Genomic DNA, 26,059 nt, shown 5'->3' on the forward strand with positions numbered 1-26,059 from the left:
AAGCAGCCGATGCGATCCTGGCCATTTTTTATGGTTCTTCACCGATTTCCGGGGAAGGCCGCCCGGATCTTCAGGAAGAAGTAATGGTCATCACGGAAGCCATAGGCCATCCGTTTGATGACCTTGATCCGGTTATTAATGCCCTCTACCAGATTGGTTCCCAACGGCCAGCGGCTATGAGCCAGGATGCCTGGCAGGTATGGCTTGAGGCGTTTGGCGAACAGGCACAGAGGTACGATGCCGCTGGCCATTGCGCGCTCGTACCACCCTTGCCAGAAGCGCCGGGCGTAGCCGGGATGCCGGTATGTCCAAAGCGTCTTGAGATCGTCCTTGAGCACGTAGACGGTCATCAGCGCCTGGTTGGCAGCCAGTATTTCATCAAGCCGGATCTGATCGGCCTCACGGGTGACGTTCTCCCGATTGCGCAGCAGTAACCAGCGAGAAGACTTCACCACCTTACGGGCGGCCTTGTCGCCGCGCAGCCGATTAGCCTCGTCCACCCTAACCCGGTCGATGACTTCACGGCCGTACTTGGCCACCACATGGAAGAGGTCATAGACGACCTGTGCTTGTGGGCAATGCATCTGCACTTCAAGGTCGTAAGCGGTATTCATGTCCATCACCGCGGCGCGAAGCTGGGCGCAGCCTTCGGGACCAAGCAGCTTGAAGAAGGGTCGGATTTCCTCTCGCGAACGTCCGCGCCCAACCCAGAGTACCCGCTTGCTCGACGGCTCGACGATGACCGTGGCATAGCGATGGCCCTTCTGGATAGCAAACTCGTCCATCGCGATCACGGTGACGCCTTTCAGGTCGACCGGCCCCAGTTCCCGCTCCAGATAGCGCAGGTCGATGCGCTTGACGGTAGTCCAGGCCAATTGGTAGAAGCGCGCGACATGGCGCAACGACATGACTTTGCACAGTCGCGCTACGCTGGCGGCTAGCCGCGTTGTCACCCGCGCATAGGGTGCGAGCCAGTCCAGGCGCTCCAGCTTCGGGCCACATCGCCGGCAAGCCAGACGAAGTCGCGGCACGACCAACTCCACCGGAATCTCGAACATTGGCAGATCCCGCACGCGCCGCTCTACCCGATCGTGGATGCTGCTAACGCCCCGACCACAGCCATCGCAGCACCGTCTCCGGCGCCCCTTAGGTTCCAGCCGGACGATGCAAATGCGCTGCCCATTACGGGTCTCCTCCCAACTATCGCGCAGGCGATAGCCTTCCCAGCAGCCGAGCTGGGCCATACAATCGCGCAGGGCCAACCTCCACCTTCCTGATTCTTGTTGTGTCGCAACTCCAAGATAACAGTGGTGGGCGTGTTGGCCCTTTTTGTTTCTAAACGGTCACGCAGATCGGCGAAGAACCTTTTTTATTGGCACTGCGCTGCTGCGCAGTGCGGCTTGTCAGGCAAGACTCGATACCCGCCGGCGCTCAGGCCACCTTGTCGGCTTTGCCAGCGGCCTGGGCAAAACGGGCCAGAAATTTGTCGAGCAAGAACGGTTCCGTGTGACGGTCTTCGGCGCTTTCCTTGCGCCGAATCGCGTTGCGTACCAGCAGCGACCCGAGATAGCGCACCGGTTCGGGAGGGAACTGGCCACGCGGCCCCTTCGCCAGGCCTGAACGCGTCCAGGCATTGTCCTCGCCCAATGCCAGCGACGACAGCAACTGGCCGCCCATATAGCTCGGCGCCACGCCATTGCCGGAATAGCCGAAACCATAGGAGATTGCCCGGTTTCCGTTCAGGTAGCCGAAAAACGGAAAGCCGGTAGACGAGCGGTCCGAGGGGCCATTCCAGCTGGCAATCACGGGCACATCGCTCAGGGCTGGAAAGAACGCGCGCAGGCTTTGCGTGAGCATCGTCTCGTACGGGGATGCCTGATTGAAGACCGGCGCGATGCGTCCGCGGTAGGAAAACGTATTGCCGCCCTTGCCAAGCATGAGCCGCCCGTCGCGCGTGGTGCGGTAATAGTAGACAAAGGTGCGCGAATCCAGTACCGAAGTGCCGTGATCGAGCCCGATGCTTGCCAGCAGGTCGGGGCAGCGGTCGGTCATGATCATGTCGCTCGACACAATGGCCACCGACCGCTCGAATTGCGGAAACAGCGTAGGCATCCAGGCATTGAGCGCCAGCACGACGTGGTCGGCTTCCACGCGCCCGCATGGCGTCACGACCGCGGGACGCGCGGCATCGACCAGCGAAATCATTGGCGAGCGCTCATGGATGTCGATGCCCTGGCTCAGCGCCACGCGACGCAGTCCGCGCACCAGCTTTCCGGGGTGCACCGTGCCGGCCAACGGCGAAAAGAAGCCGGAGCGGTTGCGGGCCGAGCCCGTTCGCGCGGCAACCTCGCCACTGCTCAGGCGGTGCCAGCTATTGAGCCCCCAGTCCTCCAGCGCCTGCACGACCGGATCGAGCAAACCCTCCTGGGCGGGATTGGTGGCGGTATAGATCGTGCCGTCCATGCGCAGATCGGCATCGATACCATGCAGGCGGCAGAAATCCGCGATGGCAGGGATCGCATCCTCGGACGCCCGTACCAGCCGCATGGCTTCGGCTTCGCCGAACAGCCGCGTCAACGTAAAGAGTTTGGTAGACCACGTCAGCATGCAGCCGCCGTTGCGGCCGCTCGCGCCTGCGCCGCAAATGTCGGCCTCGAGGATGGTAATTCTCGCGGCGGGGCGCCTTTGCCTGATCTGCAGCGCTGTCCATAGCCCGGTGAAACCGCCGCCTACGATGCAGATCTCGGCCTGTCGGGTTCCGCGCAAGGCGGGGGCAAGATCGGTATCGCCGAGAAGGGCCTGTTCTAGCCAGAAGGGGCGCATGGAGTCATCCGAGGGGTGGGGGTCCTCCTCAAATTACAACAATACGCCACACAATGCAACAAAATGACACACGCCTTCGCACTGCCTGTCGTCCGGCTAGCCTTTCACGCACACAAGCTGCCGGAGCGTGTGCACGATCTCCACAAGGTCTGACTGCGCAGCCATTACCGCTTCAATGTCCTTGTAGGCCATCGGGATCTCGTCGATCACGGCGGCGTCCTTGCGGCATTCCACGCCTTCGGTCGCGCGCACCTGGTCGGCCACGCTGAAGCGGCGCTTCGCCTCCGTGCGGCTCATGGTGCGACCTGCGCCGTGACTGCATGAGCAGAACGACTCCGGGTTGCCCTTGCCGCGTACGATGAACGATCGCGCGCCCATCGACCCCGGAATAATGCCCAGCTCTCCCGCGCGCGCACTGACGGCACCTTTGCGCGTGACCAGCACGTCCTGGCCGAAGTGGCGCTCCTTCTGCACGTAGTTGTGGTGGCAGTTAACGGCCTCTGCCTGCGTGGTGAACGGCTTGCGGATCACGCGCTGGGCGGCAGCCAGCACGTTGGCCATCATCAGCTCGCGGTTTCGCCGAGCGAACTGCTGCGCCCATGAGACAGCGAACACATAGTCGTCATAGTGCTCCGACCCTTCGGTCAGGTAAGCGAGGTCGCGGTCGGGCAGGTTGGCCAGGTGCCGGCGCATGTCCTGCTGCGCCAGCGCGATGAAGGTGGTGCCGATCGCGTTGCCCACGCCGCGCGAACCCGAATGCAGCATGAACCAGACGGCATCGGCCTCGTCGAGGCAGACTTCGATGAAGTGATTGCCGGTGCCGAGCGTGCCGAGATGGCTGCGGTTGTTGGTGCGGGCGAGTTGCGGATACTTGTCGGTGATGCGGCGGAAGTCGGGGGCCATCCCGGCCCAGACGCTGTCGACCTGGTCCGGGATCTTTCCCCAGGCGCCTTCGTCGCGCCGGCCGCCCTGCCCGGTGCGCCCATGCGGCACCGCGTGTTCGATGGCGCTGCGCAGCGGGCCAAGGTTATCGGGCAGGTCGGATGCGTGCAGCGATGTACGCACGGCCATCATGCCGCAGCCGATATCTACGCCGACCGCCGCCGGAATCACGGCACCTACAGTAGGAATCACCGAGCCGATGGTCGAGCCCTTGCCGAGATGCACATCGGGCATCACCGCGAGATGGCTGAAGATGAACGGCAACTGCGCGGTGTTGGCAAGCTGGCGGCGCGCCTCTTCCTCCACGGGCACGCCGCGGGTCCACATCTTGACCGGGCGGCCCTTGTCGGTCTTCAGCAGTTCGTAGCGGGCCTGTTGCGTCATGGATGTCTCCGGGTCGGATCGGCTGCAGTTTAGACGGTCAGGCCCGCAGTCAAATCCCGAAGTGAGGAAACCGGCATCCGGCGTCAGGGAACACGCTTAAAGACAACCCGCTTAAAGACACAGCAGGGCCGGGCCCTGCGCGACGGGAGCGACAGGCAGGACCCGTACCTCACCTGTCCTGCCGCCGCACTATTCCACTACGCCATGACAACGCGCCCCGAAGCCTGAATCGCCCTTGTGCCTGGTTCATGCCGCGCATGCGATTCCCCAGGCAGCCGGAAGACCGACACCAGTTCGTTCAGTTCGCGTCCTTGCTCCTCGAGCGAGCGCGACGCCGACGCTGCCTCGCTGACGAGCGAAGCGTTGTGCTGCGTGACCTGGTCGATCTGGACGATGGCCTGGTTCACCTGCTCGATGCCGCGTCCTTGTTCCGACGATGCGGTGGCAATCTCTTCGACAATGGCCATGACCTGGGCCACGGCCTGCGTGACGGACGCCATGGCGTGACCCGCCTCGCCGGCCAGTTCCGCGCCCGTGGCAACCTGCTGGCCCGACGTATCGATGAGAGCCTTGATCTCCTTGGCCGCACCGGACGAGCGCTGTGCCAGCGCACGCACCTCGCTCGCTACCACCGCAAACCCGCGGCCCTGCTCCCCCGCACGCGCAGCTTCGACGGCGGCATTGAGCGCAAGGATGTTGGTCTGGAATGCAATGCCTTCGATGATGCCGGTGATCTCGGCGATCTTGGCGGAACTCGCGCTGATGCCCTGCATGGTCTCCACTACGCGGCCCACGGTGCCGCTGCCCTCCTGCGCGACATTGGCCGCGTTGCGGGCCAGTTCCGTGGCATGACGCGCGTTGTCGGTGTTTTGCCTGACGGTCTCGGTCAGCTCTTCCATGCTGGCAGCGGTTTGTTCCAGCGACGCGGCCTGCTCTTCGGTGCGGCTGCTCAGGTCCGCATTCCCCTGCGCGATCTCGCGCGTCGCGCCGGCAATGCTGGCGCTGCCCGACCGCACGCGCGTGACCGTTTCGGTGAGCCGTTCATTCATGTCGCGCAGCGCCGCGAGCAGGCGCCCGGTCTCGTCGTTGCTGGTGACTTCGATGCGCGCGCCGAGATCGCCGCTGGCCACCGTGCGCGCCACGTCCACGGCCTGCCCGATAGGCCGCGTGATCGCGCGCGTGATCAGCACACCGCCGATCCATGCGAGGGCCACCGCGGCCAGCGCGATCACGATCAGCAGGTTGCGCCGGCTGACATAATCCGCGGCGAGCTGTGCTTCCATATCCCGCTGCCGGCGATGGGTCAGGTCGTCATAGGCGTCGACCGCACGCAGCAGCGACGCGAGCAATGGCCGGCATTGCGTGTTGATGCGGGTAATGGCCTCCTCGGCGTGCTTGTCCGCGGCCAGCGTGACGATGGCCGTCGCCACGGGTCCGTACTGGGCCTCGACGCGAACCACGTCCGCGATGCGCTGGCGCGCTTCGTCGCTGGCGGATTTGTCCTGCACCATCTGGCTGAGCTTGCCAAGGCGGCTCTGCACATCTTCATGCGCACGCAGCGCTTCCGCTTTTTCCTTGTCGATCTCGGCCGGCACGGTTGCGAGCACCATATTGCGCGCGGCGATGGCGCGGCGGTCCACTGCGGCACGCACTTCCGCGGACAGTTCGGAACGTGCATTGAGACCGTTCAGATACTGTGTGAAGCCGTCCGTCGATTCACCCAGTGCGTGCAGGGAATAGGCGGATACAGCCAGCACGATGCTGGCAAGCGTGCCAAAGCCGGCGAGGAGCCGGGCCTTGATCGAGAAATCCCTGAAGTTCATGAATGCCCCCCTTCGCGTCCGTCGGACGCAAGCGCTGCGGTTGATTGCCAATCCTCCTGACAGACCCGGCAGGCATGCCCGCCGTGTAACGCCTTGCGCCCGTTCCAAAGCCCTGCGCGGCCAATGCCATGCCACGCCGGTAAGGGGTTCATGCGCGGCGCCGCCGAGACAGCGCACACGATGACCACATTCGTTCAAAACCTGTTGTTCCGCTAACGGCGAGGTTCCGCAAAGTTTGACCCCTCCGAAGAAGGGCGGGGTTAACCCATGAAGCAGCGCGACGGCGTGCAGCGTCAGCCCACCGCCACGCGGTCTCGCCCGTCCGCTTTGGCGCGGTACAGCGCCGCGTCGGCGCGCGACAGGACGCCATCGAGCGTGGTTTCGCCGGCCTCGACACTGGCCAGGCCAACGCTTGCCGTACACGTGGGCCAGCCGTCGCGGGCCTGCTGGTTCGCGACGGCCTGCCGCAGGCGTTCAGCCGTGGCGAGCGCGGTCGGACGGTCGGTCTGCGGCATCAGCACCACGAATTCCTCGCCGCCGAAGCGGCCGAGCTGGTCAGTGTGGCGCAAAGCCTGCCGCACAGGATCAGGACCTGAAGCAGCAGGATCGCCACAGTGAAACGCGGCCCGAAGCCCTTGCCGTGACGCCACATCAGTCGTGCGTGTGCGAGGCACACCGCTGCCACGGTGCATGCCAGCAGCACAACGCGGATTCGGTAGTCCGGCGAGATTGCCTGGTACCAGCCAAGGCCTGCCAGGCAGGCCAGGCCCGCTGCCAGCCAGCGTAGGGGGGCGTTCTTGACAGGCGCCGCTGTTTCGCCGGCGTAGCCGGCGAGTCACTTTCTGTCCGAGCGACAGAAAGTAACCAAAGAACGCGTCGCCTGGCGGCTGGCCATCAACGGTACGCTTCTTGTTATCAAGCGGCTTGGGTCTCGCGAGACGTGGTCATCGTTCAAGCCTGCTCACGCTATGTGAGTCAGAACCTGTGCCTGGCGCGGTACGACTTTTGAACGATCCCCAAGTTGGACTCGGGTACAGCGTTCCAATACGGTCAGTGGTGGGACGCCTTCGGCTGCGCTGCGCGCACGTCGTCGTCGGGGTGCAAGCTCATCAACGGCGGGCGCCCGAGGTCCGTTTTCTACTCCTTCTCTCTACTTCGCGCATGCAGCGCGGGCATCGTTGCCGAGGCGCGGTTTGCCCTGGGCTCCCGCGCTCAGACTTGAACTCTGCGCGTAGCGCAGCCGAAGGCGATCACCCGATAGCGGTAGCAGCAGGGTCCACGGACAGTTTCGGGGCTCGTTCAATCAGCGCTGTATTCCCTCTCACGGTCGTGCCCCACGCGGCAGGCAGCGTGACGCACTCTGAAGCTCATACCCGTACAACACCCTGACCCCACTACGATAAATATTCGCCCGTTAGGGCAAGCCTGACGCGCTTTTGCCTCCTTTTGCCGCTCGGACAAAAGGAGGTCGCCGGCTACGCCGGCGAAACAGCGGCGCCTGCCAAGAACGAAGGCCCTAACCCCCAGCAATCGCCAGACATTCAATCTCAACCCTTGCACCCAACGCCAGCCCATTAGCCCCCAACGCACTCCTAACCGGATAAGGGGGCTCAAAAAACCCCTTATAGACCTCGTTAAAAACCTGCCATTCACTAATATCCGCGAGCATGATCGTGCATTTAGCGACATCCCGCATCGTCAGCCCATGGGCTTCCAGCGTCGTACGGATATTCATAAGCGCCTGCTTGGCTTCTTCCCGGATGCCGCCCGGCACGAGGCGCGTACTGCCCGGCACGATACCCATCTGCCCTGACAGGTAGACAACATTGCCAATGCGGACGGCTTCGGAGAACGGCAGTCCTGCGGGCAGGACCTTGCCGGAATTCAGGAATTCCATGTCGCCCCTCCATGGTGGATGTGCGGCGCGCCGGAGCGCCGGCGCGTGGAGCATCCAATGTAGGCGCCAAAGCCAAACCGCTCAAGGCGTGGGGACAACAGCGTCCGGCACTTCTCGGTCGGCGGCGCGCCGGAGGCAGTCGAGCATTGCGGCGACGGCGGAACGATTGACCGAATCTTCGCGCCAGTACATCGACACCGAGCCAAACCCGGCGAGGCGCAGCGGCACAATGCGCAGCGCGCCAAGTTCTTCCAGCCGGCGCGCGGTCCGGTGCGAGGCCAGGCCGATCATGTCGCTGCTGTTGAGTAGCGTGAGGTTGAGAACCGTGGAGTTCGATTCCACGCAGTCCGCCGGCAACGGCCGCCCGGCGCTGGCCAGCGCCGCCTCGAGCGCATTGCGGATCGGCGTGCCGCGCGGCCAGACGACCCAGCGGTAGCTTTGCAGCGCCTCCCAGGTCACCGTGTCCTGCGTGGCCAGCGGGTGGCGTGGCCGTGCCACGAAATGGATCGGTTCGAGGTACAGCGATTCGCCAATGGTCTGCGCGTCCTGGAGCTCGGGCGCGGACCGCCCGACCACAATGTCCAGCTCATTGTGCGCAAGCTGGTTCATGAGCCGGTCCATGGTCGTTTCGACGAGCCGAACCTGCGCGCGCGGCATGCGCTGCAGCAGTTGCAGCACGGCCAGCGGCACCGTGTCGGCAGCCGACGCGCCCGACGTGCCGACCACCACCAGCCCGCTACCGCCCTCCCGCATCGCTGCCAGGTCATCGCGCGCCGTGTCGAGCTGCGCGGTAATGCGGCGCGCGTGCTCGATCAGCGACTCGCCGTAGGGGGTCGGCTGCAGTCCGCGCGCCTGCCGCTCGAACAGCGGCAGCCCGATGTCGTCTTCCAGGTCCTTTAGCCATTTCGATAGCCCCGGCTGCGTGGTGTTGAGCAGCGCCGCAGACTGGCTCATGTTGCCGGTTTCGGCGAGGCTGAGGAGCATCTGCAGGTTGCGCAGACGCAGGCGCTGGGTCCAGTCCATGTGTGATCGCTCGGTTCATCTATACGATGAATCGTATAGATAAGAGGATTTATTCATTTCAAATCTTATATCGAGGGACGTATAACTCCAAGCAACAGCCTGGCAGCACGCCGGCGAACACAAAAAGCCACGGAGACAGCATGTCCGAACACTCGCCCGATCCCGCCCGCGTCGCGTACTACGAGCGCATCGGCCACAGCCATATGACGCCGCTGTGGGAGTCGCTCCACAGCCTGGTGCCCCCGCAACCGCGCCCGCAGATCATCCCGGCCATCTGGAAGTACGACGCGATCCGCCCGCTGATCATGCAAGCCGGCGCGGTCATCAGCGCCGAAGAGGCCGGCGCCGCGTGCTGATCCTGGAGAATCCGGGGCTGCCTGGCAAGTCGAGCATCACGTCGACGCTCTACGCCGGCCTGCAACTGATCCTGCCGGGCGAGATCGCGCCGAGCCATCGCCATACCCAATCAGCACTGCGCTTCATTGTCGAAGGCAAGGGAGCCTGGACCGCCGTCAACGGCGAGCGCACCACCATGCATCCGGGCGACTTCATCATCACGCCGTCGTGGACGTGGCACGACCACGGCAACCCGAGCCTGGAGGACGGCGGAGAGCCGGTGGTGTGGCTGGACGGCCTCGATATCCCGCTCGTTCAGCAGTTTGATGCAGGTTTTGCCGAGAACTACCCTGAGTCGCAGCAACCCGTGACACGCCCCGAGGGCGACAGCTTTGCGCGCTTCGGCCAGAACATGGTGCCGGTGCGCCACAAGGTCACCGACCCGACATCGCCCATCTTCAGCTATCCATACGATCGTTCCCGCGAAGCGCTCGACAAGCTCTACCGCAATGGCGAACTGGACGCGTGGGACGGCGTGAAGCTGCGCTACGTGAACCCGGCCACGGGCGGCTGGCCGATGCCGACCATCGCCACCTTCATGCAGTACCTGCCGGCCGGCTTCCAGGGCAAGACCTATCGCAGCACCGACGCCACCGTCTACAGCGTGGTGGAAGGCCGCGGCACCGTGCGCATCGGCGATGCGCAGTTCCAGTTCGAGCCGCGTGATGTGTTCGTCGCGCCGTCGTGGGCACCGGTGCAGCTCGGCGCGATGGAAGACGCCGTGCTGTTCAGCTACTCCGACCGCCCGGTGCTGTCGGCGCTGAACCTGCTGCGCGAATCGCGCACCTGAGCCCCTTTCCACCCGATTCATCCGATTTCATATGCCCGGGTGCGCGCATAGCGCGGCACCCAGGCCCCCGCACACCCTTCTGACTGAACCGACCATGTCCTACGTCTTCACGCCCCCCGCTACCGTCGCCATTCCCGTTGTTGGCAGCGATGACCAGTTCGCCGTGCGCCGCGTCTACTGCGTCGGCCGCAACTACGCCGCCCATGCACGCGAAATGGGGTTCGATCCCGACCGCGAGCCCCCGTTCTTCTTCTGCAAGCCGGCCGACGCCATCGTGCCTGTGGCTGACGGCCAGACGCTGGAACTGCCCTACCCCGTACAGACGCAGAACTACCACTATGAAGCCGAGCTGGTCGCGGTGATCGGCAAGGCCGGTTCCGACATTCCGGTCGAGCAGGCGCTGGAGCACGTTTGGGGCTACGCCGTAGGCCTGGACATGACGCGCCGCGACCTGCAGATGAAGATGCGCGAGATGGGCCGCCCGTGGGAAATCGGCAAGGCCTTCGACGCCTCGGCACCAGTCGCGCCGATCCATCGCGCTGCCGATATCGGCCACCCGCAAGAGGCTGCGCTCTGGCTGACCGTCAACGGCGAAGACAAGCAGCGCAGCAATATCACGCACCTGATCTGGTCGGTGGCCGAAACGGTCGCTTACCTGTCGCAGTTCTTCCGCCTGGAACCGGGCGATGTGATCTTCACCGGCACCCCGGAGGGTGTGGGCGCGGTCAAGGCCGGCGACACCATGGTGACCGGCGTCGACGGCCTCGGCGAACTCAAGGTCCGCGTGGTCTGATATCCACGCCGGCAAGCAGCGAAGCCATCATGCAGCTCTATAGTTTCTTCAACAGCTCCACGTCCTACCGCGTGCGCATTGCACTGGCGCTCAAGGGCCTGCCGTTCGAGACCCTGCCGGTCAACATCCGCACCGGCCAGCACCGCGAGGCGGAGTACGTGCAAGGCATCAACCCGTCTGCGTGCGTACCCGCGCTGGTGGACGGCGACTTCACGCTCGGACAGTCGCTTGCGATCATGGACTACCTTGACGCGCACTACCCGGAACCGCGGCTGCTGCCGCAGGACGCGGAGCCGCGTGCGCGCGTGCTGGAACTGACCAGCCTGATCGCCTGCGACATCCATCCGGTCAACAACCTGCGCGTGCTGCGCTACCTGCAGGATGTGCTCAAGGTGACGCCGGAACAGAAGGATGCCTGGTACCGCCACTGGGTCGATGAAGGCATGGCCGGTGTGGAACGCCTGCTCGCGCTGCACGGCAAGGGCCCGTGGTGTTTCGGTGACAAGCCGACCCTGGCCGACGTCACGCTGGTGCCGCAGATCGCCAACGTGCAGCGCATGGGCTGCGACCTGTCGCCCTACCCGCGCGCCATGGCGGTCTATGCGCATGCCACGGCGCACCCCGCGTTTGCCAAAGCTGCGCCCACGCAGCAACCCGATTACACGGCCTGATTCGCTGACCCGGCCAGGAGAAAAGCATGAATACATCACAAGACACGGGCCGCAAGGTTCTGATCATCGGCGGCGGCATCGGCGGGCTGGCAGCGGCGCTGGCGCTCGCGCGCAAGGGCATCCGCATCGAACTGCTGGAGCAGGCCGAGCAGATCGGCGAAATCGGCGCCGGCATCCAGCTCGCGGCCAATGCGTTCGCAGCCATGGATGCGCTGGGCGTCGGTGAAGCCGCACGCGGCCGCGCCGTCTTTACCGACTACCTGAGCCTGCGCGATGCAATCGACACGCATGAGATTGCGCGCGTCGATGTCGGCACGCCCTACCGCGAGCGCTTCGGCAACCCGTACGCGGTGATCCACCGCGCGGACATCCATCTGTCGATTCTCGAAGCGGTGAAGGACCATCCGCTGATCAGCTTCCGCACCGCCACGCGCGTCGAAAAGCTCGAGCAGGACGAGCGCGGCGTCACCGTCATCGACCAGCGCGGCGCGCGCCACCAGGCCGAGGCCGTGGTCGGCTGCGACGGCGTCAAGTCCGCGATCCGCGACGCGCTGATCGGCGATGCGCCGCGCGTGACCGGCCACGTGGTGTATCGCGCAGTCGTCGAAGTCGAAAACATGCCGAAGGACCTGCAGGTCAACGCCCCGGTGGTGTGGGCCGGTCCGAACTGCCACCTCGTGCACTACCCGCTGCGTGGCGGCCAGCAATACAACCTGGTCGTGACCTTCCACAGCCGCGAGCAGGAAACCTGGGGCGTGCGCGAAGGCAGCAAGGAAGAAGTGCTGTCGTACTTCGACGGCATCCACGCGCTGCCGCACCAGATGCTGGACCGGCCGACGTCGTGGAAGCGCTGGGCCACCGCCGACCGGGACCCGGTCGAGCGCTGGAGCTTCGGCCGCGCGACCCTCCTCGGCGATGCCGCGCACCCGATGACGCAGTACGTCGCACAAGGCGCCTGCCAGGCACTGGAAGACGCCGTCACGCTGGGCGCTGCGGTGGAAGCTGCGGGCAATGATTTCGAGGCCGCGTTCAAGCTGTATGAGCAGGCCCGCATCCCGCGCACGGCACGCGTGCTCTACGCTGCGCGCGACATGGGCCGCGTGTACCACGCCAAGGGCGTGGACCGCATGGTGCGCAACTCGCTGTGGACTGGCCGCACGCAGACCCAGTTCTACGATGCGCTGCAGTGGCTGCATGGCTGGCGCGCCGAGCGCTGCCTGAGCGCGACGCCCTGGCTCTGACACCCCGCAAACCCAAGCAGTAACCGACAAGGTGACTGGCGGCCCATCCGGCCGCCGGCCCGAGTTCGTCCCGAAACAGGCAACGAGGAGGAGACAACCCATGCCTGCCAGCCAGACCATCAATATTTCCGCGTTCATCGACCGCCAGCCGCTGTCGCCCTTCCAGGTCATGATCGTGGTGCTGTGCTTTCTGATCGTCGCCATCGATGGCTTCGATACCGCCGCCATCGGCTTCATCGCGCCGGCGATCCGCGCCGAATGGCAACTGACGCCGGCGCACCTCGCACCGCTGTTCGGTGCCGGACTCGGCGGCCTGATGGCCGGCGCTTTCCTGTTCGGCCCGCTTGCCGACCGCTTCGGCCGCAAGAGCGTGCTGGTGTTCTCCGTGCTGTTCTTCGGCGTGGCAAGCCTCGCTTCCGCGTGGTCGGGCGGGTTGTGGGAGCTGATTGCGCTGCGCTTCCTGACTGGCCTTGGACTCGGCGGAGCCATGCCCAACACCATCACGCTGACGTCCGAATTCTGTCCGGAGAAGCGCCGCTCGTTCCTGGTCACGACCATGTTCTGCGGCTTCACGCTCGGCTCGGCGCTCGGTGGCCTCGCTTCGGCGGGATTGATCGAGGCGTATGGCTGGCGTTCAGTGCTCGTCGTTGGCGGCGTGCTGCCGCTGGTGCTGTCGGTGCTCCTGGCCCTGCTGCTGCCGGAATCGGTGCGCTACCTGGTGATGGCCCGCCGCGCGCCGGAACGCATCGCCGCAACGCTGCGGCGCATTGCCCCGCAGGCCAACCTGGATGGCGCCACCTTCACGGTGTCGGAATCCCGCAGCACCAGCTCGCCGGTGCGCCACCTGTTCAAGCCCGAGCTTGTACGCGGCACGCTGCTGTTCTGGCTGACCTTCTTCATGAGCCTGCTGGTGATCTACCTGCTGTCGAGCTGGCTGCCGACGCTGCTGCGCGGCACCGGCCTGTCGCTGCGCACCGCGGCGCTGGTCACCACCATGTTCCAGGTCGGCGGCACGCTTGGCGCCATCGTGCTGGGCTGGCTGATGGACCGATTCAATCCGCACTACGTGCTGGCGATCAGCTACGCGCTGGCCGGCGTGTTCGTCGCCGCGATCGGCAGCCTGGCCGATACTCCGATGCTGGCAGGTGTCGCGGTATTCCTCGCTGGCTTCTGCGTCTCGGGTTCGCAGGTCGGCGCCAACGCATTGTCGGCCGGCTTCTATCCGACCGACTGCCGCGCGACCGGCGTGAGCTGGGCCAATGGCGTAGGCCGGATGGGCTCGGTGGTGGGCTCTGTCGGCGGTGCGACGATGCTGTCGATGGATCTGGGCATGCCCACGCTGTTCTTGCTGATCGGCATCCCCGCTCTGCTGGCAGGGGGCACCATGCTGTCGCTTGGGCTGGCACGCCGCGCGCCTGTACGGCAAGAGTTGGCCGCGAGCTGACGGCCGGCAGCGTCAGTGAGCCCGCAGCGCATCGACGATGTTCATGCGGGCCGCGCGCAATGCCGGCAGGAAGCCGCCGATCAGCCCCATCGCCATCGAGAACAACAACGTCCGGACCACGACGCCCGGTGTCAGGATGAAACGGAACGACAGGTCGGCGAAGGTCTGGAAGTTGGTGGTCGAGAACGAGGCGAACTGCATCAGCGCGGCGCAGCATAGCCCGGCCACGCCACCGATGAGTCCGAGCAGCAGCGCCTCGATCAGGAACGCCGCCAGCACGTTGGTGCGCCGGAAGCCCAGCGCACGCAACGTGCCGATCTCCGCCACGCGGTTGGCCACCGACGCGTACATCGTGATCATGGCACCAATCATCGCGGCAATCGAGAAGATCGTGGTCAACGTCAGGCCCAGGATGTTGATGAACGTCGACAGCGCCTTGGACTGGTCGCTGTAGAAGGTCTGCTCGAGCTTGGCCTCGTTGGCCAGCCGGGGATCTACGTCGATGTCGGCGCGCAGCCGTGCGAACGCATCTGGCCGCGTCAGCCGTACCACCATCGACGAATAGCTGCTGCGGCGGAACGACTGCATGAGCTGGTCGGCATCGCCCCAGATCTCCGAATCGAAGCCGCTGCCGCCCGCATCGAACACGCCGACGATGGTCCAGTCGCGTTGGGCGAAGCGCAGGCGCCCGCCTGGCTGCGCACCGGTAAAGCCGCCGGCCACGCTGCTGCCGACGATAATCTCCGATGAACCGGGCCGGAACGTGCGCCCCGTCACCATCCGGATCTGCGGCCGCAGTTCCAGTCCCTTTGGCGACACGCCGCGAATCACCACGTTGGACGGCGTATCCGATCCGCGCTTGTTCAGCGAAATCAGCACCACGGCTTCTTTCGACGCCATCGGCCGGCCGTTGCCGTCCATCGCGACCGATGGGTGCATCTCCATGATGCTGGCCTGGTCGCGGCTGATCGCGCTCTGCACTTCGGTCTCCGCGCCCTTGCGGATCATGACGACGTTGTCTTTCTCGCCAGTGGTGACCAGCGTGCGCTTGAGCCCCGCGTCGAGCATCAGCATGGTCGCGAACACGAACACTACCAGCGCGAGGCCGCCCGCCGTCAGCGCCGTGGTCAGCCGACGGGCCCACAGGTTGCGCGCGATATAGCTGAGCGGGATCGCCATGTGATCCCTAGCCGATCGCCCGCAGGCCTTCGACGATGCGCACGCGTGCGGCCTGCACCGCCGGCACCACCGCGGCGAAAAGCGCCACGACGAGCGCGCAGGCCGCCTGCATCCACATCGTCTCGGGCGACACCGTGAAAACGGGGAAAACGCCGCCCACCGACTGCTTGAATATCGCGGCCATCGGCGGCGTGGCCAGCATGCCGATGCCGCCGCCCACGAGGCAGATGAACATCGATTCGCCGAACATCAGCAGCGCCAGGAAACCGGGCCCGAAGCCCAGTGCCTTGAGCGTGGCGTACTCCACCGTGCGCTCGCGCGCGCTCATGGCCATGGCATTGGCCATCACCGCCATGATGATCAGGATCACGACGTACGACACCACACGGATTGCCGCGATGATCTGGTTCGACATCGCCACGAAGCCGAGCTGGAACGCCTGCTCGGTCTCCGTCAGCGTCTCGGCGAGCGAATTGCGGAACACGGCGTCCACGTTTCTTGAAATGGCTGCGGCATTGTCCGGGTTGTCGATACCGAGGATGTACACACCGACCTGGTCGGCCTGCTTCGGCGAGCGCTTGCGCACCGTCTCGTTCAGGTATTCCCAGTGGAACACCATGTGGCGCGTGATCGTGCTCTCATCGCGCCCTTCCATGATGCCGCGCACGATGAACTCCCACGTGCCCGGATAGATCGTGCCCTTGATGGGGACCACGTCGCCGACCTTGAAGCCATACTGGTCCGCAAGCTGCCGGCCGATCAGCGCGCCCTTGCGATCGCGCGCGTAGTCAGCGCGCTGCTGTGCAGTGACGATGAATTCCGGATACAGGTCCAGGTAGTTGTCCGAGACCGCGAACTGGGCGAAGAAATTCTTGGGATCGCGATAGATGCCGCCGAACCAGTTGGAGCGCGCCACGACCGTCACACCGTCCACGCCGCGGATGCGGTTCTCGTAGCTGAGTGGCAGCGGGAACACCAGCGAGATGGCATTGCGCGTCACCAGCCGCCCGCTCGAAGCCGCTGCGGCACCCGCATACCATGCATCGACCACGGTCTGCAGCAGCCCATAGGCCAGCACCGCGACCACCAGGCCGGTCACGGTCAACACCGTGCGCAGCTTGTGGCGCAGTGCGTTGCGGGCGATCAGCTTCAGCACGAACATGGCGTGCAGTCAGCGTGGTTCAGGCGCCGTTGCCATGGATCAGCTCTCCCTTCTCCAGGTGCACGAGCGACCGCGCCGCATTGGCGGCATGCGCGTCGTGCGTGACCATGATGATGGTCTTGCCCGCCTCACCATTGAGCCGCTTCAGCATGGCCAGGATATCGGCGGCGGCGTTGCGGTCGAGGTCGCCGGTGGGCTCGTCGGCGACGATCAGCATCGGGTCGGTGATCAGCGCGCGCGCAATGGCCACGCGCTGCTGCTGCCCGCCCGATAGCTCGGACGGATAGTGGTCCATGCGGTCGGCCAGGTTGACCATGCCGAGCACCAGCTCCACGCGCGCGCGGCGCTCGGCGCGCGACAGGCGCGTCAGCATCAGCGGCAGCTCCACGTTCTCGAACGCGGTGAGCACCGGCATCAGGTTGTAGAACTGGAAGATGAAACCGACATTGGCGGCGCGCCACGCGGCCAGCTCCGACTCGGCCAGCCGCGTGATGTCCTGCCCGCCCACCAGCAGTTCGCCGCTGTCGGGCCGGTCGATGCCGGCGATCAGGTTCAACAGCGTGCTCTTGCCGGAGCCGGACGGCCCCATCAGCGCGATGAAGTCGCCCTCGGCAATGTCGAGCGTGATATCGGTCAGCACGGGCACGGTCTGCATGCCGCGCCGGTATGACTTGGCGACGTGGCGGATGCTGACGAGCGGGATCGCGGCCACGTTACTTCTTCGCCACGGTGACGCGGGCGCCGTCGTGCAGCTTGTCACCGGGCGAAAGCACCAGCACATCGCCCGCGGCCACGCCGTGAACGGCCACCAGTTCGCCGATGCGCTCGCCGGTCGTCACGGTAGTTTCATGCGCCTTGCCGTCGCGGACGACGAACACCACCTTGTGGCCGTCACGCGAGGCAATCGCGGCCGGCTGCACGGCGATAACGGCCTTGCGGTCCTGATTGGCCAGCGGTTTGGACAGGAACGCAATCTTGGCGCTCATGTCGGGCAGCACGCGCGCGTCGCGGTCGACAAAGCGCACCTTGACCAGCACGGTCGCCTTGGAGCGGTCCACGGTCGGCACGATGCGCGACACTTGGCCCGCGAATCGCATATCGGGCAGCGCATCAAGCTGCAGCAGACACGGCTGGTCCGCGCGGATCTTCGCGATATTGGATTCAGCGACGTCGGCCTCGACTTCGAGCGTATCCATGTCCGCAATCGTCACGACCGCGCCCTTTGTGTCGGACGCCGACGAGAACGGCGTGATGTTGTCGCCCACGTTGGCATGCTTGATCAGCACCACTCCGTCGAACGGCGCGCGAATGACCGTCTGGTCGACCGACACTTGCGCAGCCTGCGCATTCGCCTGCGCGGAGGTGATGGCCGCACGCGAATTCGAGACCGACGCCTGCGCCTTCTTGAAGCGGGCCAGGTCGGCATCATACTGCTGGACCGAAATCGCCTTCGGGCCCAGCAGTTGTTCCGAGCGGCGCAGGTTCACTTCCGCGTCGCGCAGCTCGGCGAGCTGCAATTCCAGATTGGCTTGCGCTACCTTCACCTGCGCGGTCGCCTGCGCAAGCGTGGCATCGACGTCCCGGCGTTCTATCCGGGCGATGATTTCGTCCTTCTTTACGCGCGAACCTTCCAGCACGCCCAGCCACTCCAGCCTGCCTTGCGCCTTGGAGGCGACAGCCGCCTTGCGTTGCGGCACGACATAGCCGGTAGCGTTAAGCAGGGTGTAGTTTTGGGAAGGATAGGCGGACGAGACCGTGACGGTTTCCACCGCGGCGGGACTGGCTACCTTGAAGGCGATAGCAGCAGCTGCAGCGAGCGCCACGGCGATGGCCACATAAAGCAGCCACCGGCGGCGGCGCGGCGGGGCCGCGTGTGGACCGCGGTCGATTTTCAGCCGGGAGAGGTCTTGGTCGGCCAATCGGGTCATCCTGCTGGGAGAGGTTGTCAGTATAGCGCTGGGGGCACTTTGGGCTCGTTGTCGCGGGGCAACCGCACGCCACCTAAAAAATTCCCTTGACCATTTCCCTATACCCATCATAATTGCAAACGTTTGCTGCAAACGTTTGCAAAGGAGATGAACAATGCAGACCATCCAATACAAAGAAAACGATCTGCGCCTGATCGAAGACGAGCATTCCGTCACCCAGATCGTCCAGGCCGCCATGGCTCAAACCAGCAGCCCGCGCCTGCGCTTCGTCATGGGTCTGCTTGTCCAGCACCTGCACGACTTCCTCCGTGAAGTGCGTCCAACAGACGAGGAATTTGAAAAAGCGCTGGAGTTCGTCGCCGCGCTGGGCCACGCAACCCACGCCACCAACAACGAAGTGGTGCTGGCCGCCGACGTGCTGGGTCTCTCCACGCTGGTTACCGTGATGAATAACAACACCACGGACGGCCGCACGCCTGGTGCGCTGCTGGGCCCGTTCTACCGAGCCAACGCCCCACGTTACGACTGCGGCGACTGCGTGGTGCAGGATGACGCACCAGGCCTGCCATTGTTCGTGCGCGGCACCGTGCGCGCGACGGACGGCACACCGTTGTCCAACGCACTTGTGGAAATCTGGCAGGCATCGCCCGTCGGCCTGTATGACAACCAGGACCCCCGCCAGCCCGACCGCAACCTCCGCGGCTGCTTCCAGACCGACGCAGAAGGCGGGTACCACTTCCGTACCGTGCGCCCGGCCGGCTATCCGGTGCCGACCAATGGCCCGATCGGCACACTGCTCGACGCACAGCAACGCCATCCGTACCGCCCAGCGCATATCCACTTCATCGTCGCCGCACCGGGCTACCGCACGCTGGTCACGCAAGTGTTCGTGGACGAGCCGCAAGCGCTCGAATCCGACGTGACATTCGGCGTGCACCGACAGCTCGTCGGGCAACTCGAACTTGTCGACCAGGGCCGCAGCCCATGGGGCGACCAGCCCGCGCCGTTCTACACGATGGACTTCGACTTTACGCTCGAACCGGGCGAGCAGACCTTCCCGAAGCCGCCGATCGACTGACGTCTCGGTCCTCCACATTTCCACGCAGCACAACTGAACACCATGAGCCTCTCTTCTCTCTCCGGCAAGGTTGCCGTGATCCTCGGCGGTACTGGCGGCATCGGCCTGGCGACAGGCACTGCGCTGGCGCAGCTTGGCGCCAGCGTCGTCCTGACCGGGCGCAATCGCGATACCGCGGCCAGCGCGGCGGCTTCGCTGCCGGCCGGCAATCACATGGGCGCAGTGGCCGAGATCGGCGACACCGCATCGCTAAACGCGCTCGCCGCCGAAGTCGCTCACCACTACGGCCGCGTCGACATCCTCGTCAATACCGCAGGCTTCACGCAGGCCATTCCGCACGCCGATCTCGACGCGCTCAACGATGCACTGATCGACGAGTTGTTCGCGATCAACTGGCGCGGCCAGTTCGCGGCGATCCGCGCATTTGCGCCGCATCTTCGCGCCAATGGCGATGGACTGGTGGTCAACGTAGGCTCGATCGCGGGCCGAACGGGCCAGGGCAGTAACGTGGCGTACTGCGCGGCCAAGGCGGGGCTCGATGTCATGGCCGTGTCGCTGGGCCGCGCGCTGGCGCCGGCCATCCGCGTGCTGAACGTGTCGCCGGGCGTAGTCGATACAGGCTTCGTCCCCGGCCGCGACGGCACCTTCAACGAACGCGCGGCCAAAACCACGCCGCTGCGCCGCATCGGCCAGGCACAGGACGTGGCCGACGCCATCGTCGCCTGCGCGACTTCGCTGCGCTTTGCTACCGGCACCACCATCGTCGTCGATGGCGGCCGTCAGCTCGGCTGATCCATTTCCACCCTTAGCCCAACGCAACCATGCACGCTCGCAAGACCATCATCACCTGCGCGGTGACAGGCAATATCGTCACGCCTGAGCAGTACCCCGATCTGCCGGTCACGCCCGAGCAGATTGCCAATGCCGCACTCGACGCCGCCGAAGCCGGCGCCGCTGCCGCGCACATCCACGTGCGCGATCCCGAGACGGGCCGCCCGTCGATGTCGCTCGACTACTACGCCGATGTCATCGACCGCATCCGCAAACGCAACCGCGCACTGATCATCAACCTGACCACGGGCCCCGGCGGGCGCTTCGTGCCCAGCGAGGACGAGCCGCGCGTGGCCGCGCCGGGCACCACGCTGCTGCATCCGTCCAAGCGCGTCGAGCACATCGCGGCACTGCGCCCCGACGTGTGTTCGCTCGACCTGAACACCATGAACTCGGGCGGCGACGTGGTCATCAATACGCCGGCCAACGTGCGCAAGATGGCGGGCGTGATCCGTGCGGCAGGCGTCATGCCGGAGCTCGAGATATTCGATTCGGGCGACCTCAACATGGCGCTCGATTTCATCCGCGAAGGCGTGCTTGACGGTCCCGGTCTGTGGACCTTCGTGCTCGGGGTGAAGTACGGCTTCGCGCCGACGCCCGAAACCATCTTCTACGCACGCAACATGCTGCCGCCCGGCGCGCACTGGTCAGCGTTCGGCATCGGCCGTGCGGAGTTCCCGATCGTCGCGCAGGCATGGCTCGCGGGCGGCCATGTGCGCGTCGGCCTGGAAGACAACCTCTACCTGGAAAAAGGCGTACTCGCGCCGAGCAATGCCGCGCTGGTCGCCAAGGCGAGCGACATCGTCCGCTCGCTGGGCGGCGAGATCGCCTCGCCGCACGAAGCGCGCCGCGTACTTGGCTTGCGCGAAGCCTGAGCATTCACAAAACCGAACACTGAACGAGGAAGACACCATGAACACGATTCGCGTCAGCGAGAAAGCCTCAGGCATCGATACCCTGAAACTGGAACTGGTGGGCGCACCGCGCCCTGAAGCCACCGATGGCCAGTGCGTGATCGAAGTAGCGAGCGCTGGAGTCAACCCGAGCGACGTCAAGGCCACGCTCGGCCTGATGCCGCATGCGGTCTGGCCGCGTACGCCGGGCCGCGACTATGCGGGCACCGTGGTCGACGGCCCCACTGGCATGATTGGCCTGACCGTATGGGGCAGCGGCGGCGAGCTGGGCATTCGCCGCGACGGCACGCATGGCAAATACCTGAGCGTCAACGCGCAGTCGGTGCGCGAAAAGCCGGCCACGCTGTCGCTGCTCGAAGCCGGCGCGGTCGGCGTGCCCTTCATCACCGCGTATGAAGGCCTGCGCCGCGCGGGCATGCCGAAGCCCGGCAGCGTCGTGCTGGTGTGCGGCGGCAACGGCAAGGTTGGCCAGGCGACCATCCAGATCGCCACCGCGCTGGGCGCGCGCGTGTTTGCCGTGGAGCGCACCGAGGAGCCCTACCGTGGCCACGCGAACGCCGCGGTGCGCATGATCGACGCAAGCAAAGAATCTATTTCCGCCGTGGTGCGCGACGAGACCGACGGCCATGGCGCCGACATCGTCTACAACACCGTGGGCAGCCCGTATTTCGAGCAGGCCAACCAGGCCATGGCGATCGGCGCCACGCAGATCTTCATCTCGACGATCGAGCGTCCGGTGCCGTTCGACATCTTCACGTTCTATCGCGGCCAGCACACCTACGTGGGCGTCGATACGCTGGCGCTTGACAGCAGCGCGGGCGCAAACATCCTGGACCAGCTCGCGCCGATGTTCGCCTCTGGCGCGCTGAAGCCGTTCCCTGTGCTGCCCGAATACACGTATGCGCTGGCCGACGCCGCCGACGCCTATCGCGCCGTGCTGCAGGGCGCGACCGAACGCGTGGTGCTCAAGCCATGAACACGACCCGCTTCGCCCAGGCGCCAGCCTACTTTCCGCCGAACCACGACGGCATGCACTGCCTGCGCCTGCAGGGCCACGAGGCCGGGCCGTCGGAATCGCTGTGGATGGGTGTGTCGGTGCTGCTGCCCGGCGGACATACCAGCATGGATGCATCCACTGTGGAAAAGCATTACGTCGTGCTCGAAGGCGAGGTCTGCATCCGCACGCCCGACGAAGCCGTGACGCTGCAACAGTTCGATTCGGTGCGGCTGGCACCGGGCGAAGCGCGGCAGGTGTCGAACCCGGGCAACCGCCCCGCCATGCTGCTGCTGGCCATGCCTTATCCGAAGGCCTGACCGGCAGCCTTAGCAGCAAGCAGTATCCGGCGCCCCGGCATGGCGCCGTGCCCGCGCATCGGTGCGGGCGCCACTTCCACAACAAGCACACAGAAACACAGAAGCGGGAGACTACCCATGAAACGCGTTCCCATGCGAAGCGCTGTCCTGACCCTGGCCGCATGCTGCATAGCCGGCGAGGCCGCGGCGCAATCGTCGGTCACGGTGTATGGCCGCATCAACACGGCGCTCGAATACTCCAGCGCCAGCACGGCAACGGACGGCACGCATCTTGGCGGCACGGGCCGGCTGACCAACAACCGCTCGGTGTTCGGCCTGCGCGGAGAAGAGGATCTCGGCGGCACGCTCAAGGCCATCTGGCAGATCGAAAGTAATGTCTCGCTCGATACAGGCCAGGGCCAGATTGCCGGGCGCAATGACCGCATCGGGCTGCAGGGCAAGGCCGGTACCTTCTTCATGGGCCACTGGCAGACACCGTACACCGTGTCGACGATGGGCTATGACCCGTATTACCCGACCACCGCCGGCTACATGGCGCTGATCGGCAACGGCTCGGCGTCCAGCTCCGACAACGTGCAGGACACCAGCTCGTTCGACCGCCGGCAGAAGAACATCATCGTCTACCAGACGCCATCGTTTGCTGGCTTCAGCGGCTCGGCGGCGTGGGGCATCAACGAGGAAAAGCTGACGGTGCCGCGCAACCCGGGCCTGTACTCGTTCTCTGCCGCGTACGACAACGGCCCGCTCAATGTCGCGCTCGCCTACGAAATCCACCAGAACTACCAAGTCAAGGGCCGCAACGACGATGCCATGAAGGCCGGGGTGTCGTACCGGTTCCCCAGCACGACCGTCGCCCTGCTGTACGAACGCCTGCATTACCGCACCGCGACCGGCGATCTCACGCGCAACGGGTACTACGCATCGCTCGTGCAGAAGCTCGGGCCGGGCAGCGTGAAGCTGGGCTTTGCGCTGGCCAGCAACGGCACCGGCAACGCGACCGAAACCGTCGGCTTCTTCCGCAGCGGCGCGGATACCGGCGCCACGCAGGTGACCATCGGCTACGACTACCCGCTGTCCAAGCGCACGACGCTGTTCGCGTACTACAGCCGCATCGATAACAAGAAAAACGCGATCTACGACTTCGCCATCAACGAACTTGGCGTGAGCGCAGGCGCCGACCCGCAGACCTTCGCGCTCGGCATGCGCCACTTCTTCTGAATTCACCGGTTGTGAGGAGACAAACGATGTATCGCCCCCTTCGTCGCAAGACTCTGTTCACCCTGTCCGCCGCCGCACTCGCCGTGCTGGCCGCTGCTCCGCCCGTCATGGCGCAACCGCAATACCCTGCCAAGCCGATCCGTCTCGTGGTGCCGTTCTCGGCCGGCAGCGCGACCGATATCCTGGCCCGCATCGTCGGCACGAAGATGGGCCAGAACGCTGGTTACCAGGTCATCGTCGACAACCGACCGGGCGCCGGCGGCACGCTGGGCGCCACCGGCGTGGCCAAGGCCGCGCCCGACGGCTACACGCTGATCCTGGTGTCGGTGGGCCACGCCATCAACGCCACGCTATACCCGAAGCTAGGCTATGACACCGTCAAGGACTTTGCGCCCGTGTCGCTGGTGGCGAGCGTGCCGAACGTGCTCGTTGTGAATGCCACGAGCAAGTACAACTCCGTGCGCGACATCGTCGCCGCAGCCAAGGCAAACCCGGGCGCGATGAACTTCGACTCGGCCGGCTCGGGCAGCTCGACGCACCTCAGCGGCGAGATGTTCAAGATGCAGGCCGGCATCGACGTCGTCCATATCCCGTACAAGGGTACCGGCGAAGCGCTGACCGATGTCATGGCCGGTCGCGGCGACATGATGTTCGCACCGACCGTATCGGCGATGCCGTTTGTGCGGCAAGGCAAGCTCAAGGCGTTGGCCGTGACCACCGCGAAGCGGGCCGGCTCGCTGCCCGACATTCCGACCGTGGCGGAATCCGGCCTGCCCGGCTATGCGTTCGATTCGTGGTTCGGCATTCTGGCGCCGGCCGGCACGCCGAAGGAGGTCATCAACACGCTCAATGCCGAGATCGGCAAAGCGCTGGCGTCGCCCGATGTCAGGGAAAAGCTTGCGGTCCAGGGCGCCGAGCCGCGGACGTCCACGCCGCAGGAGTTCTCCAGCTACATCAAGACGGAGATCGCCAAGCTGGCGCCGGTGGTGAAACAGTCGGGCGTTCAGGGCGGCCAGTAACGGGGCGGACAGCGCCGCACGGGGCTCGGGTGGCGGCCGCCCGGGTCCCTTGCCTTAGAATGGCGTATTGCCGATTCCGATCAGCGCCGAGCGCCCACGGCGCCGCCGCCCCGCTTCCCGCCGACATGTCCGAGCGCAAACGCCTGACCCTCAAAGACCTCGCCGCCGAAATCAATGTGCATTACTCGACGGTGTCGCGCGTCATGAACCCGGCAACGCGGCATCTGGTGGCAGACGACGTGGCGGCGCGCGTACTCGCGCTGGCCGACGAGCGCGGCTTCCGCCCAAACCGCATTGCGGCAGGGCTGCGCACGCAGCGCTCGGGCCTGGTCGGCGTGGTGCTGCCTGATATCGCCAACCCTGTGTTTCCGCCGATCCTGGCCGGCATTGAATCGGTGCTTTGCCAGCAGGGTTATGTGCCGATCGTGGTCAATGCGGGCACCGACAAGGAACGCCAGCGCTTCGTGATCGACCAGATGGTCGGGCGCCAGGTCGAGGGCCTGCTGCTGGCCACCGCCGAGCGTGATGATCCGATCCTCGACTATTGCCTGGCCCAGCGCATTCCCGTGGTCATGGTGAACCGCGGCGAAGACACTGGCCGCGCATCATGCGTGGTCAGCGACAGCCTGCTGGCCATGCGGCTGACCGTGGACCATCTGATCGGCCTTGGCCACCGCCGCATCGGCCATATCGCAGGCCCCGCCACGCTGTCGACCGGCTTCCTGCGCCGCGCAGGATTCCTGCGCGCCGTGCGGCACCACCGCCTGCGGCGGGAGCAATGGCAGGTCATCGAAGCCCCAAGCTATTCGCGCGAAGCGGGCCGCGAAGCCTGCGCGAAGCTGCTGGCCGAGTTTCCCGGCATGACGGCCATCGCCGCCGGTAACGACCTGATCGCCATGGGCTGCTATGACTACCTGCGCGAGCGCGGTCTGCGCTGTCCGGAAGATATCTCGGTGGTCGGCCACAACGACATGCCGTTCGTCGATGCGCTGACACCACCGCTGACCACCGTGCGCATTGCCGTGCACGAGATGGGCGAAGAAGCCGCAAAGCTGCTGCTCAGGAAGATCAGCGAGCCCGACGCCGATGCCGTGACGGTCGAGCTCAAACCGGAACTGATTGTGCGCGGATCGACGGCGGCGCCGGCGTCCGCCTGAAACTGGCTGCCACCACCGCCAGAAAAACGCGC

Annotated in this window: 23 protein-coding genes and 1 pseudogene; 13 read left to right on the forward strand and 11 right to left on the reverse strand. The window is 65.4% G+C overall.

The features are described from left to right. Positions 1 to 38 precede the first annotated feature (38 nt). From K2O51_RS04185 to K2O51_RS04215, 7 genes are all read right to left on the reverse strand, one after another. Entirely contained in the window at positions 39 to 1,244 is a 1,206-nt protein-coding gene (locus tag K2O51_RS04185; protein ID WP_011295769.1) for an ISL3 family transposase, read from the reverse strand. A gap of 187 nt (positions 1,245 to 1,431) precedes the next feature. Beyond that, on the reverse strand, positions 1,432 to 2,823 hold the full coding sequence (locus K2O51_RS04190; RefSeq protein ID WP_140948808.1) for an FAD-dependent oxidoreductase: 1,392 nt from the start codon (positions 2,821 to 2,823) through the stop codon (positions 1,432 to 1,434). A gap of 96 nt (positions 2,824 to 2,919) precedes the next feature. After that, on the reverse strand, positions 2,920 to 4,149 hold the full coding sequence (locus K2O51_RS04195) for an RtcB family protein (protein ID WP_011301974.1): 1,230 nt from the start codon (positions 4,147 to 4,149) through the stop codon (positions 2,920 to 2,922). A 197-nt stretch (positions 4,150 to 4,346) separates the two neighbouring features. Further along, positions 4,347 to 5,972 (reverse strand): methyl-accepting chemotaxis protein, encoded by a 1,626-nt coding sequence (locus K2O51_RS04200; RefSeq protein ID WP_220630527.1) that lies wholly within the window; start codon positions 5,970 to 5,972, stop codon positions 4,347 to 4,349. A 293-nt stretch (positions 5,973 to 6,265) separates the two neighbouring features. Then, positions 6,266 to 6,541 carry a GGDEF domain-containing protein gene (locus K2O51_RS35080; protein WP_245001834.1) on the reverse strand — a complete coding sequence of 92 codons (276 nt, stop codon included), beginning with the start codon at positions 6,539 to 6,541 and terminating at the stop codon, positions 6,266 to 6,268. Positions 6,542 to 7,488: 947 nt separating this feature from the next. Then, positions 7,489 to 7,869 (reverse strand): RidA family protein, encoded by a 381-nt coding sequence (locus K2O51_RS04210; protein WP_011301971.1) that lies wholly within the window; start codon positions 7,867 to 7,869, stop codon positions 7,489 to 7,491. A gap of 81 nt (positions 7,870 to 7,950) precedes the next feature. After that, complete coding sequence (locus tag K2O51_RS04215) at positions 7,951 to 8,892, reverse strand: LysR family transcriptional regulator (protein WP_220630528.1); 942 nt, start codon at positions 8,890 to 8,892, stop codon at positions 7,951 to 7,953. Between the two features lie 140 nt (positions 8,893 to 9,032). On the opposite strand from K2O51_RS04215, the pseudogene gtdA reads away from it, so the two are divergent. The 5 genes and pseudogenes from gtdA to K2O51_RS04240 all read left to right on the forward strand — a co-directional run bounded on the left by gtdA (position 9,033) and on the right by K2O51_RS04240 (position 14,227). Next, positions 9,033 to 10,078 (forward strand): annotated as a pseudogene (gene gtdA, locus K2O51_RS04220) (gentisate 1,2-dioxygenase). A 94-nt stretch (positions 10,079 to 10,172) separates the two neighbouring features. Next, positions 10,173 to 10,871: a fumarylacetoacetate hydrolase family protein gene (locus tag K2O51_RS04225; protein WP_041680373.1), complete on the forward strand. Its 699-nt coding sequence runs from the start codon at positions 10,173 to 10,175 to the stop codon at positions 10,869 to 10,871. A gap of 29 nt (positions 10,872 to 10,900) precedes the next feature. Continuing rightward, positions 10,901 to 11,542, forward strand: a complete 642-nt coding sequence (gene maiA, locus K2O51_RS04230) for a maleylacetoacetate isomerase (RefSeq protein WP_011301967.1) — start codon at positions 10,901 to 10,903, stop codon at positions 11,540 to 11,542. 26 nt (positions 11,543 to 11,568) lie between these two features. Next, positions 11,569 to 12,783, forward strand: a complete 1,215-nt coding sequence (locus K2O51_RS04235; protein WP_011301966.1) for a 3-hydroxybenzoate 6-monooxygenase — start codon at positions 11,569 to 11,571, stop codon at positions 12,781 to 12,783. Positions 12,784 to 12,883: 100 nt separating this feature from the next. Next, positions 12,884 to 14,227 (forward strand): MFS transporter, encoded by a 1,344-nt coding sequence (locus K2O51_RS04240; protein WP_011301965.1) that lies wholly within the window; start codon positions 12,884 to 12,886, stop codon positions 14,225 to 14,227. 12 nt (positions 14,228 to 14,239) lie between these two features. Here K2O51_RS04240 and K2O51_RS04245 read toward each other — a convergent pair whose 3' ends face one another. From K2O51_RS04245 to K2O51_RS04260, 4 genes are read right to left on the reverse strand one after another with little or no spacing between them, the layout of a single operon-like run. Next, entirely contained in the window at positions 14,240 to 15,406 is a 1,167-nt protein-coding gene (locus tag K2O51_RS04245; protein WP_011301964.1) for an ABC transporter permease, read from the reverse strand. Between the two features lie 7 nt (positions 15,407 to 15,413). Next, on the reverse strand, positions 15,414 to 16,568 hold the full coding sequence (locus tag K2O51_RS04250; protein ID WP_011301963.1) for an ABC transporter permease: 1,155 nt from the start codon (positions 16,566 to 16,568) through the stop codon (positions 15,414 to 15,416). 19 nt (positions 16,569 to 16,587) lie between these two features. Next, a complete protein-coding gene (locus tag K2O51_RS04255) occupies positions 16,588 to 17,280 on the reverse strand; it encodes an ABC transporter ATP-binding protein (RefSeq protein WP_011301962.1) in 693 nt (230 codons plus the stop codon). Between the two features lies 1 nt (position 17,281). After that, a complete protein-coding gene (locus K2O51_RS04260) occupies positions 17,282 to 18,487 on the reverse strand; it encodes an efflux RND transporter periplasmic adaptor subunit (protein ID WP_140948815.1) in 1,206 nt (401 codons plus the stop codon). A gap of 163 nt (positions 18,488 to 18,650) precedes the next feature. Here K2O51_RS04260 and K2O51_RS04265 point away from each other — a divergent pair, with 163 nt between their 5' ends. From K2O51_RS04265 to K2O51_RS04300, 8 genes are all read left to right on the forward strand, one after another. Continuing rightward, a complete protein-coding gene (locus K2O51_RS04265; protein ID WP_220630529.1) occupies positions 18,651 to 19,574 on the forward strand; it encodes a dioxygenase family protein in 924 nt (307 codons plus the stop codon). Positions 19,575 to 19,616: 42 nt separating this feature from the next. Further along, positions 19,617 to 20,366: an SDR family NAD(P)-dependent oxidoreductase gene (locus K2O51_RS04270; RefSeq protein ID WP_220630530.1), complete on the forward strand. Its 750-nt coding sequence runs from the start codon at positions 19,617 to 19,619 to the stop codon at positions 20,364 to 20,366. A 29-nt stretch (positions 20,367 to 20,395) separates the two neighbouring features. Continuing rightward, complete coding sequence (locus K2O51_RS04275; protein ID WP_220630531.1) at positions 20,396 to 21,280, forward strand: beta-keto acid cleavage family enzyme; 885 nt, start codon at positions 20,396 to 20,398, stop codon at positions 21,278 to 21,280. Positions 21,281 to 21,317: 37 nt separating this feature from the next. Further along, complete coding sequence (locus K2O51_RS04280) at positions 21,318 to 22,295, forward strand: quinone oxidoreductase family protein (protein WP_011301957.1); 978 nt, start codon at positions 21,318 to 21,320, stop codon at positions 22,293 to 22,295. Beyond that, the gene (locus tag K2O51_RS04285; RefSeq protein WP_220630532.1) at positions 22,292 to 22,633 is read left to right on the forward strand and encodes a cupin domain-containing protein; all 342 of its coding nucleotides are present in this window, start codon (positions 22,292 to 22,294) and stop codon (positions 22,631 to 22,633) included. Before K2O51_RS04280 ends, K2O51_RS04285 begins: the two co-directional genes overlap by 4 nt. Positions 22,634 to 22,750: 117 nt before the next feature. Next, positions 22,751 to 23,851: a porin gene (locus K2O51_RS04290; protein ID WP_011301955.1), complete on the forward strand. Its 1,101-nt coding sequence runs from the start codon at positions 22,751 to 22,753 to the stop codon at positions 23,849 to 23,851. Positions 23,852 to 23,877: 26 nt separating this feature from the next. After that, positions 23,878 to 24,870 (forward strand): tripartite tricarboxylate transporter substrate binding protein, encoded by a 993-nt coding sequence (locus K2O51_RS04295; protein WP_011301954.1) that lies wholly within the window; start codon positions 23,878 to 23,880, stop codon positions 24,868 to 24,870. A gap of 125 nt (positions 24,871 to 24,995) precedes the next feature. Beyond that, positions 24,996 to 26,027, forward strand: a complete 1,032-nt coding sequence (locus K2O51_RS04300; RefSeq protein ID WP_220630533.1) for a LacI family DNA-binding transcriptional regulator — start codon at positions 24,996 to 24,998, stop codon at positions 26,025 to 26,027. The last annotated feature ends 32 nt before the right edge of the window (positions 26,028 to 26,059 follow it).

The sequence above is a fragment of the Cupriavidus pinatubonensis genome, assembly GCF_019602855.1.
Classification (GTDB): Bacteria; Pseudomonadota; Gammaproteobacteria; order Burkholderiales; family Burkholderiaceae; genus Cupriavidus; species Cupriavidus pinatubonensis.